This is a genomic window from Agrobacterium sp. LY4, assembly GCF_001526585.1.
In the GTDB taxonomy this organism is placed as follows: Bacteria; Pseudomonadota; Alphaproteobacteria; order Rhizobiales; family Rhizobiaceae; genus Agrobacterium; species Agrobacterium leguminum.
In genome coordinates this window covers 43,259-53,422 of sequence record NZ_ASYA01000055.1, presented here as the reverse complement: position 1 = coordinate 53,422, position 10,164 = coordinate 43,259, and the positions used below count along the sequence as shown (strand labels likewise).

The 10,164-nt window shown below is 61.9% G+C and carries 12 protein-coding genes; all 12 read right to left on the bottom strand.

The genetic code is table 11. From position 1 onward, the window contains the following. Position 1: 1 nt before the first annotated feature. Positions 2–517: a phage baseplate assembly protein gene (locus tag L904_RS26160; protein ID WP_035264174.1), complete on the bottom strand. Its 516-nt coding sequence runs from the start codon at positions 515–517 to the stop codon at positions 2–4. Beyond that, complete coding sequence (locus L904_RS26155) at positions 514–1,716, bottom strand: phage baseplate assembly protein (RefSeq protein WP_035264166.1); 1,203 nt, start codon at positions 1,714–1,716, stop codon at positions 514–516. The genes L904_RS26160 and L904_RS26155 overlap by 4 nt, the downstream gene beginning before the upstream one ends. Next, positions 1,716–2,960, bottom strand: coding sequence for a DNA circularization N-terminal domain-containing protein (locus L904_RS26150; RefSeq protein ID WP_035264164.1), 1,245 nt, complete (start codon positions 2,958–2,960; stop codon positions 1,716–1,718). The genes L904_RS26155 and L904_RS26150 overlap by 1 nt, the downstream gene beginning before the upstream one ends. Further along, positions 2,960–5,347: a phage tail tape measure protein gene (locus L904_RS26145; RefSeq protein WP_035264161.1), complete on the bottom strand. Its 2,388-nt coding sequence runs from the start codon at positions 5,345–5,347 to the stop codon at positions 2,960–2,962. The genes L904_RS26150 and L904_RS26145 overlap by 1 nt, the downstream gene beginning before the upstream one ends. 215 nt (positions 5,348–5,562) lie before the next feature. Then, positions 5,563–6,030 (bottom strand): hypothetical protein, encoded by a 468-nt coding sequence (locus L904_RS26140; protein WP_035264157.1) that lies wholly within the window; start codon positions 6,028–6,030, stop codon positions 5,563–5,565. Further along, the gene (locus L904_RS26135; protein WP_035264156.1) at positions 6,030–6,392 is read right to left on the bottom strand and encodes a phage tail tube protein; all 363 of its coding nucleotides are present in this window, start codon (positions 6,390–6,392) and stop codon (positions 6,030–6,032) included. Before L904_RS26135 ends, L904_RS26140 begins: the two co-directional genes overlap by 1 nt. 16 nt (positions 6,393–6,408) lie before the next feature. Continuing rightward, positions 6,409–7,896: a Mu tail sheath family protein gene (locus tag L904_RS26130; RefSeq protein WP_035264154.1), complete on the bottom strand. Its 1,488-nt coding sequence runs from the start codon at positions 7,894–7,896 to the stop codon at positions 6,409–6,411. Continuing rightward, the gene (locus L904_RS26125) at positions 7,896–8,093 is read right to left on the bottom strand and encodes a DUF2635 domain-containing protein (RefSeq protein ID WP_035264151.1); all 198 of its coding nucleotides are present in this window, start codon (positions 8,091–8,093) and stop codon (positions 7,896–7,898) included. Before L904_RS26125 ends, L904_RS26130 begins: the two co-directional genes overlap by 1 nt. Before the next feature lie 8 nt (positions 8,094–8,101). Continuing rightward, complete coding sequence (locus L904_RS26120; protein ID WP_035264149.1) at positions 8,102–8,680, bottom strand: hypothetical protein; 579 nt, start codon at positions 8,678–8,680, stop codon at positions 8,102–8,104. Continuing rightward, a complete protein-coding gene (locus L904_RS26115; protein WP_035264146.1) occupies positions 8,680–9,117 on the bottom strand; it encodes a gp436 family protein in 438 nt (145 codons plus the stop codon). Before L904_RS26115 ends, L904_RS26120 begins: the two co-directional genes overlap by 1 nt. Positions 9,118–9,179: 62 nt before the next feature. After that, positions 9,180–9,449: a hypothetical protein gene (locus L904_RS26110; protein WP_035264145.1), complete on the bottom strand. Its 270-nt coding sequence runs from the start codon at positions 9,447–9,449 to the stop codon at positions 9,180–9,182. A 142-nt stretch (positions 9,450–9,591) separates the two neighbouring features. Beyond that, positions 9,592–10,056 (bottom strand): hypothetical protein, encoded by a 465-nt coding sequence (locus tag L904_RS26105; protein WP_035264142.1) that lies wholly within the window; start codon positions 10,054–10,056, stop codon positions 9,592–9,594. Between the last annotated feature and the right edge of the window lie 108 nt (positions 10,057–10,164).

Here is a 10,164-nt window from a genome sequence, read left to right as displayed (position 1 = left end):
GTCAACCGCCAACTGGTACGCTACTGATGCCGCCGCCTGGCACAACGCCCGTGTGCTTGTGCGTCTTGTCGATCACCACGCCGTCATGCTTGATGCTGCCGCCTTCGACACTCAATCCCGAGGCGTCAAGCGTCATCGTGACGCCCCCCACCTTGAAGGTGATGGAGTTGGCGGCCTGGACATTGATGCCGCCGCTGGCTTTGATGATCATGCGATCGCCGAACTTGTTGGAAAGACCGACATCACCCTTGCCGAGACCGCCCATGCGTTGCGACGGATTGCCGAGCGGCAGAAGCACCATATCACCTTCGTCGCCGCCGATAGCAAGCGCCACGCCGACCGCGCCGTCATCATCCGGCACGGAGATCAGGCCATAGGGCAGCATGATTTCCAGATCGGAGCGAAAGACGCCTTCCGCCACCTCGGCCGAGGCCGTCTGCATCTGGCCATCATCCTTGATGTCCTTCACTGTGACACGGCGGATCATCCCGCGCATTTTGTTGAAGATTTCGCTCATAGCGCCTCCGCCGTGCCGTCGAGCGGGCCGGAGCTGGCCTTTTTTGCACCCTTGCCGGATTTGTTCGTGCGGCGCTTGCCGACCGGCTCCTTGTCGAAGGCCTCGGCCGAGCAGACGGAAATATCCGTGACGATCTCGCCTTCTTCCTCGCCATAGCGTACGGCCGAAATCAGCAGATCGCGCTCGATGCCGAGGAAGGCATCGGAGACGGCAACCTGCTGGTTGACGGTCCATAGCTCGCCGTTCACCTCGTGTCCCTTGACGGTATAGGTCTGTTCGTCGCCTTCAGCGCGGGATGTACGATTGCGCCAGTCGGCTTCGTCCTGGGCGCTCACTGCGCCTGCCTTGCTGCGGGCCAGATGGACGACAGGTCGATAACGTTTGATTTCGTCATCGGACGAAGTACCGGTTGCAACCGTGCCTTTCCGTTCGCGCTCGCGGGCTGAACCGTCGCCATCGTTGCGGGCATCCGCGCCAATCGGCTCGGCGGTGGCGTCGAGGGCGGCAGCGCTGCGGGCCTTGCCCGACCGTTCCGACTGGCCGCGCACCACGGTCTTGCTGAAGCGGTTCGCGGTGCTGAAACTCGCCCTGATGCCGATTACGTTGCCTGGAAGATTAATCCCATCGGGTGCGCGGGTCTTGCCCGTTCGGGTGATAACGATATTGCCAACGCCATCCGAAAGGATCAGGGCACTACGTTGCCGTGCCCCTTTCTCGATGGCGGAAAAGGCAGTCTCGCCTAGGTCGATCGAGTACCGATCGAAGGTTTCGCCGGTGTCTACTTCTGTCCGGACCTTCAGGCCGAACGGTTCGGCGATCTTCGCGGCCGCAGCCTCCAGCTTGACGCCCTTCAGCTCGGCCGGACCTTCCGCCAGTGCGGAACAGTCGATCAGATCGCCGGTCTTGTCGCGGCCGGAGATCGTCACAGAGGCGTTGCCGGGACTAACATCCGGGGCGACAGTTTCGACATGGCCGATCAGAACCGTCCGCTTTCCGATCATGATCTTTGCCTGCATCTGAGGGCGAAGACGCGGGAGTTTCGGCATCGAGACGAAAGGGAACGTAGCGTCCGACGCCTCGCCATCGCGAAATGTGAAGCTGAAGCTACCGGAGAAGTCCTTCAGGTCGCGGGTGACTTCACCGGATGTCCACTGGTCGTAGGCTGTGCCATCGAGAAAGAGTTTTATGCTTTTCGCCATTAGCCGCGCTCCAGAAACTCGACATTGCCGGCAGGCAGTTGCGCCGGATGGGTCGGGTCGTTGCGAGTGACGATATCGGCATAGACGGTTTCGAGCAGCGCCGGCGTATCGCCGGAAAGATGCTGCGCCACCAGCCACGCATCCGTGTCGCGACTGACCGACAGGCGACGGACGGACGGCAGGCGGCCAATCACCTCGTTGAGATCGGAGACGATTGCGGCCGTCAGCGATCGCGCGGCCGAGGAAAGTGCCGAACTGGCGGCCTGCATGGCCTCCGGCGCTTGCTGTTCGACCTGGTCAATGAGTGCGGCAAGTGCCGAGGTCATCGCCGAACGATACCGAAGCGCCTCCTGCCGGGAAACGAAATCCGCATAGGAAGATTGCTCGGCCGTCGCCGCAAGGAATTGACCGGCCGCATCGACCAGCAACAGCGCATCGATCGCGGAAGGTGCCTTGCCCGCTTCCGCCAGCAGTCCCGACGCCAGGGAAAGGCCGGCGCTCATCAGCGCCTGGGCGCTCGGCGTGGTGGCCCCGGTTGTCGTCGCCGGCGCAACGGCTGGCACCTCGACCGTCTGGGCAATGACCGACGCGGCCGAGCTAGCCCAACTGTCGAAAGCCACGGGCGAGGACGGCGACGAAGCCGCCAGCGCGGAGCGTATCTGGCTGACGGCCGAACGCGCGTCCGGACGCGCCGTGACGGAATCGGCAACCGACGACGTGATGCGGCGACTGCGGACGGTGGCGGCCGTTCTGGCGCTGGAAATGACGGTCAGCGCGATCGATGCGGCAAGCGAGGTCACGGCGCTGGTGAAACCGGAGAGCGCCGAGGACAACAGCCCACCGGAAAAGCCGGAGATCGATGACGACGGCGCACGCTTGAACCGTGCTGAAATCCGAATGACGCGCAGCTCACGTTCAGAGAAGCGGATTTGCGCCGGCTCCTCCATGATGACCTGCATCGGTCCAAGCCATGGGTGAATGAGAAGCGCCGGCCCCGGTGTCTCGAAGGCTTTCGCAAGGAGCTGCGCGCGCAAGCGATAGTCGTCACCGACATACAGCGCCTCGATGCTGATGCCGGACGGCCCGACGCCGAAATCGTCATAGGCGGCCGGATCGACGCCCGGAAACAGATATTCAAGGACCCGCCGTCCATGGTCGCTGGATATATCGACGATGGAAATAGGAATGCCGCGATAAACACCCGGCAATAACCCTTGCGCGGAATTGAGGCTGTCGAGAAGCATTAGGGCCTCCCGACAGCGCGGCCGGTGTTGACGTTCGGCGACGGCGACGTGACGGTCGTTGTCTGGCCGACCACCTTGCCCGGACCTTCGACAACAACCTTCGCTTCGGTGTTGACGTTGAGCTGCTGCGGCGCGGCCGGTGCGGTCGGCGACGCCTGCGCCGGCAGAACACCGTTCTGGTTGGCGGGCAGCACGCTGTTACGGCCAAAGCGGGTCATGTTGCGCTGGCCAGAAACGCCGAGCGCGTTCGAGACGCTTTCAATGCTGAGCGCATTCTGCACTCTCTCAAGCGCCGATGCGACGCTGTTCCACGCCTCGGCAATACCTTGGGGCACAAGGGCGCTCCAGTCGATGCCGCGATTGATCGCTTCCACCAGTGAGGCGATCCCGTTCACGACCCACTCAATGGCCTTCGCAACGTCTTCCAGAACCATGACGGCCGCCAGTACCGTCTTGCCCGCGAGATCGCCGAGGAACGACATGATGCCGGTAAGCATACCGGTAATCTTTCCGCCTTCGCCCAAGCCGACCAGTTCGCGGATTGCTGTTCCGAGGCGATAGAAGCCGGTGGCAATGCCGCCGATCGCTCTGACCGCGCCACCGGCCGATTGTCCGATCGGCTCCAGCCAGTTCGCAAAACCGGAGCCAAAATCCCGGATCATTCTCCAGGCCGTGGCAATGCCGTTCAACGCGGCGTCGAGAACGCGGAACGCGCCGAGCTGGACATCGCTGATCGTCAGGTCGGAAAAGTCGAACTTGAGGTCGAGGCCGCGCATGAAGCCGGACACGAAGGTCTTCAGGTTCTGCCAGCCGGCCGTCACGTCCTGGAGCGCCCTGCCGAGGCCGGAACGGATGATCGGACCGAAGCGGTTGACGATCGCTGTTCCGACCGTCATGGCGTCGGCGTAGGCCTTACCCATACGGTTCCACAATTGCGACAGACGCGGCGCATAGCTCGACCAGTTGCGATAGAGATAGACGCCGGCGGCTGCGATACCGGCAAGCGCGATGCCCACCGGGCTGAAGAGTGCGGCCAGAACCGACAGGCCCGCGCCGATTGCGGGCAAGACAACGCCGAGAACGCCGAGGCCGGCCGCCGCCAGGACAGCCACACCGGCAAAGGCGAGACCTTGCTTGACCATGCCGCCTGTCGCCGTGTCCAGCTCGCGCAACCATTTGAGGCCATCCATCAGATAGCCGTTGATCGCCGGCATCCAGGTGCCGAATGCGAGGCCCACTTCGCGGGACGCCTGCGTGCCGATTTCGCGGAAGATGGTAAGCTGCCGATTGAGGCCCTGCATCTGGGTTTGGAAGTCGCCATCGATGGCGCTGCCGGTGGCCTTGGCCACCTCATCCTTGATCGACTTGTATTCGTCGATGTTGCCAAGCATCGGGATCAGAAAGTCCATCACCTGCATGTCGGAGAACAGCTCGCCGAGCTTGCCAGCGCCGTAAATCTTTTCGAGCTGCTCGCGCACGGATGCCAGTGCGTCGGCGTCGGACATGCCGGCATCTTTCGCCTTCTTCATCAGCCCCTGAATTTCCTTGCTGGAAACGCCGGTCAGCTTGGTGATCTTCTGGACCACGGCTTCGATCGGGTTGATGCCCTTCGTGACCGCATCCTGCATCACGCCCTGGATATCGACGCCCATGTCGGCAAAGTTCTTGACCGTGGTCGGCGCAAGCACTTTCGAGAGGAAGTTTTTCAGGTTGTTGGCGGCCTCGACCGGATCAGATGTTCCCTTGCGGGCGATCTGGAGGGCAGCGCCGAGGAAGTTGATGGCCTCACGGCCGGTCACGCCGAACTTGGCCATCTGACCAGTGAGGGTTGGGAAATAACGCGACATATCCTTCAGCTCGAAGGAACCGAGCTTGCCGGCCGTCACCAGAGCGCCCAGCGCATCATCCAGTTGGTCGGCCGGGAGCTTCAGCGTGGTCAGAAGCGACGTGGCGACGGACGCCATGTCGTTCATCTCGGCATTGGCGGCGGTGGCGGCACGGCTGATTGATCCGATCGAGCGGTCTACCAGCCCATTATCGACGCCGGCCGCGATCATCTGCCCTGCGCCTCGGGCGACGGTGTCGGAAAGCTGACCGACATCGAGGGCGAGCTGCTCGAATTTCGCCTTCGACTGATCGACGAATGCAAACGCCGCCTGTCCCGTCAGATTTGACGTTCCGGCGATGTCGATCAATTGCTGCTGAAAAGCTGCGGCCTCCTGCATGGGGCCGAGGAAGGAGATGCCGGCAACCGCCGCGCCGACGATACCGATCTTGCGGGCGGCGCTGGCGATGCCGTCAAGCGCGCCTCTAAGGCCGCGTAAAGGCCCGCTCAAGAGGTCCTTGAGGCGGACGATGACATCAAGGTTCATGTTCCGGTTGGCCATGCGCGCGCCGCTCCAATCTGGGGGCAAAATATCGCGCGCACGCGAGCCAATTCAGGCCCGCCTCAACGGGCGGGGCCTGAATTATCCTTGAGCGAGGTCGTTCACATGTTTTCGGTATGCCTGGATGCAGTTCCACCACATCCTTACCTGATCAATCGTCATGTCGCCGATCTCGGCCGCGCTGAAGCCGGAGCCGTCAGCGAGGCCGCCGAGCATTATCGGCCAGTCGTCCGACCACTCGTCAAAAAATGGTTGAGCACCCGGCCGGCGTCGGTGATGTCTTCGAGGTCGAGCTTTTCATAGAGCTTGTCCATGACCATCTGCGACAAACGTGTCGAGCAGGAAAAGGCGACAGACACCTGTTTTGCGTCGGACGCACTGGCGATGCGCTGCTGATCCGCACCGCGCAAACGATGGAAAGTGAGAGCGTCAAACTTGTCCTCCCACGTTTTGCCTTCCTTTTTGCGTCCGATGACCTGTGGATACAGCAGTGGTAGCGTAACCGAGCCATCCGCGTTCTGCACAGCACGCTCCGGAAGTCTGTCCCGTGGGTCAGCATCTTCATCGACGAAGTCGGCACGTCCGGTCACACCTTCGTCCACAATGTCGGTGGTAGCGGTTCCGATACTGTTCGTTTCGTCCTCGTCCAGGTCGATGGTGATATTTTTGCTGGTGCCGCCCATCAGAGAATTTCCTCGGGCGCGGATGCCGCCCACTTGAGTTCGATTTTGCCGCCTTCGCCGCCCGTCATCTCGGGGATATCATCCACGAGGAAGGCATCATTGAAGACATATGTCTGGCCGGTGTCACAAAGCACCTGCAGTTCACCTTCGCCGGCGTCCCAGAGATTGCCCCAGCGCTGGCCCTTTTCGAGGTTGGTGGTGGCGGTGACCTGCGACCCCTGAAACTCCTGGGCGCGGCCGACCTTGCGGCCATAGGTCACTGCGTTGTTCTTGATGCCGCCGATGCGCAGTTTTGCGCCCTTCTCGACGGGGAGATTTCGCCCCCGCCAGACAATATCGACGATGCCCAATACCTGTGTCATCGCTTAAAAGCTCCTATTAAACCTGAAACTCGATCCGGCCGGCAAACACCATGAGGTTGCCGACGATCTCCACCTGCTGCCGGCTTTCCAGCCGGTTGCGATCGTCCGTGGACCGTTCGAAGACGCTTTCCCTGACGGTGCGCTGCACGTCCTCGATCCAGACCTTTTCGCCATAGAGCGAGCACCGGGCCGCCCAGGAGGCCGCCATGCGCTTCGGGGTGACCACCGCCGTGCCGGGGTCCTGATCGTCATCATGGCGGGAAGCGAATGCGCCGGCGCTTTCGTCATCGACCAGCTTGGAGCGCGGATACATCAGGCCCACGTAAGCGGACCAGTCGTAGCGGATGCGGCTCATGGTGACGGGCACCATGATATCCAGCCAGGCGCGATCGGCGATATCGAGCGTGGTCTTCTTGTAGGTCGTGATCATGCGCGAGATTGTGATCGAACCATCCGACAGGCAGTCGAATGTGGAAATGCCGTTGCGCAACAGCAGATCGTTTTCCTCGTCAAGGAATTGATCCGCTTCGTCCGGAGCCTCGACACCGGGCAGCACGAGAGAGCGCAACTGGCGGGCCGGGTCATTGGTCAGATGGAACGAGGCGACACCAAGCGCCGAGGCTGCGATCGCCCAGGACGGCGTCGGGCTTCTCTTCAGGCCGGCGTTAGTCAGGAAAGCCGAGTTTGTGAGATTTCCGAAGGTGGTCAACTGACCATAGGTACCACCCTTGAACACGAAGCCGTGGCAATCGAGCTTCGAGGTCGCGATATACCGGATGCGCAACCACTCAGCGGTTTTTGCAAGGTTTGTCGCATCCGCCCAGGGATGCGTGATCTTGGTTACCCAGGTGCTTGCCAGCAGATCAAGTGCCGGCTGCACGTCCGGATTACCGGAACCGCCTGCCATGGCGACGACGGCACATGTCAGACCGGCCGGAAGCGGCTGAACCTTGGTATCAACACGCAGATCGATCTCGTTTCCGACCTCACCGCCGTGGCGGGCCGTGACCGTCACGACGGCTGCGGCGGCCGCTGCGGTCGCGACCATATCGAGGTCCGCATTGATGGCGGCGGCAAGCTTCGTCGCCAGCGCTGCGGGCGCATCTCCAGAAAGCGCGGTCATGCGAACCTGTCGGCCGCCGACCTTGAAGCGCAGGACGACAGAGCTGCTGGGGGAACCGGCGAAGGTGAAGGTGCCGGTTGCCTTCACGGCCTCTTCATCGTCGGCAAGGCCGATGACGTACAGTGGCGTGTTGCGGTTCGCCTTCTTGAAGTAAGCGACCTGCTCCGCGCCGATCGAGCCACGGCCGAAAAGCGCGACGGCCTGGTCAGCGCGGGTCACCTCCTGAATGACACCAGCCGCCAGCGTGCCGGTGGCGAGCTTGGGGCCGATGATGAAGACCTTTTCCGGCCAGGGCAGGATGCCGACATTGCGATAATTCGGCGCGATCTCGATAAGGGTCGCGGGTTCGAGGCGATCGACGGGGATTTCGTTGAAATCCATTACTTGTCTCCTTCAGGCTTCTTCGCCTCTTCCGACTTGGCCGTCCGGGCGGGTTTCTCGATCAGATCACCGTCAGCAATGCGCCGGCGCGTGAAATGCGTGTTCGGGTCGGGCAAGCCTTCCTTCGGCCATTCGGAACCGTCCGGAAGGTGGACCGTGCGGCCCTCGGCCGCGATGAGTGTTTTCGGGGTGGCCATGGCCGGGTTTACTCCTGCGGTGGTTGGATTTCGTCGCTGATGGTTTCGGTCGAGCCATTGATGGACCAGGTGACGCCAAGCGCCTCAAAGTCCTCGGGCTGCATCTTGCCCGTCGCAGCGGCGCGGGTTGCGAAGCTGAAGGTGAAGTCGAGCTGGGCGATCGCGACATTATCGTCGGTCCAGCCATCGGCGATGACGCTGTTGATCAGCGTCACGTTGGTGACACCCTGGCCCTCGAAGCTGACGCCCTGGAGAAGCACCGACGCGACATCGACCATGGCGTCCATGCCGATATCGTACTTGTCGCCCTTAAAGCGGGCTTCAAGGCCGCTCGAAACCCTGTTTATGAGGATCAGACGCCAGAGCATATTGCCCTTCAGCATCCGGCCATTGTCAGGGTCCGGCTTCATGCCCGTCCAGGCGAGGCCGATGAACGGCGACAATTTGACCACGCGCTTGAACTCATCAAGGCTGAGAACTTGAGGGACGCGCTCGATCGTGAAAGGGTTTTTCGGAAAGGCGATGCGGAGCCGCTCAACGATAAGCGGCTCCTGGTTGCGGATCGGCATCAGGGGGAACGTGTCCATCAGAAGCCCCTCAGCGTGTCGAAGGTCACGATGCGCTCACGATCGGAGATGCGCGGGCCGGAGCCGACCGCGTTGCCGCCTGTCGGCGATGCCAACTGAATGTCCAGGTGCACGATTTCCTTGGCGACGTTCTCAAGCCACTTGATGACCTCGGCGCGGCCCTTGGCCATTTCTTCCGAAGGGCTGGAACGTTCGGTATCGGCGAGATCGTAGCGGGCGAGGATGCAGGTGGCGCGCACTACGTCCTGCGGCGGGGTCGCGATTGGCGTCAGGTAGCGGCCGCGAATGTAGCTGTTGATCAGCTCGGTCGCGTCGGTCAGCGCGGTGTTGACCTTTTCGACGTCCGGCGTCTCGGCCTCACGATCTTCCGGATTGGACAGGCGCACGATCTGCACCTCTCCAAAGCGGGCGATCATGTCGGTGACGGTGGCGTACATGTCGAAGTCTCCAGTGGGAAAAAGGGCTGACCCGAAGGCCAGCCCCGGACAAGTCAGTTCGATCAGCAATAAATCCAGCGGCGGTAGTGCAGAGACTGCCCGCTGGTCAGCCAGCTTTCGCGATAGACGTGCTTCAGCTTGCCGATGACCCTGAAACCGGAGACCTTCGGCAGGGCGAGACGCGCCCAGAGGAAGGTCGCAGGCTTGGCCACGGCGTGGACAACGAAGCGCACGAGGTTCAGGGCGAAGACGACAGTGCCTTTGGCAAAGGTAGAAAAGGCCGTGAGGCAGGCGAAGAAAGCGAGGCTGAAATAGCCGTAACGTCGTGTCATGCGGTTTTCCTCTTTGGGTTGGCTTCAGGGTTTTGCCGCTGTTCTCGATGGTGGAGTTTCACAGCCATCGGTGGGCTTCGGGGCGATTGGTCCGGCATGCTGATCCGGTCCGCCAGCTCCCTCGCGGCGCTCCCGTCAAAAATTACTTTTTCTGGCCACCGCCCGCCGAGGCGGCGATCGTCTTCTTCATGTCGGCGATCGTTTCGACGTGGCCCTTGATGGTCTCGGCGTCCTTCGCGATGTGCGCTTCGAGATCGCCGACGCGGACCTCTGCTGCCTTCAGCTTCTTGCCGAGGGCGTCCATCGCGTTGTCGTGTTCCGCTTTCGTGTTGGCGAGCTTTTCGGCGACGGCGTCCGCAACAGCCTGGTTAAAGCTGTCCTGAAGCTTCCGGCGCTCGATCTCTACGAGGCCGGCAACGGTTGCCTTGATGTCGTCGCTGGAGACGGCACTGCCTGCGGCTTCTTGGACAATGAAGGCAGGATCGGCGCGAAACGCCGCGAGCTGCTCTTCCGTCCAGTGGCCGGCGTCATAGACCGCCTGGGCGGGATGCTCGGCACCGTTGCGGCGAATGCCCGGTTTCGAGCAAATGATCTGGATTTTCGACATGAGTGGTTCCTTGGGCTTCGGGTTTCGGGAAAGCGGCGGTAAGGGCCGTTTTCCGAAAACCCGCCAGCAATCGGGAGGTGACTGCTGGCGGTCGATCGAGCGATGTAG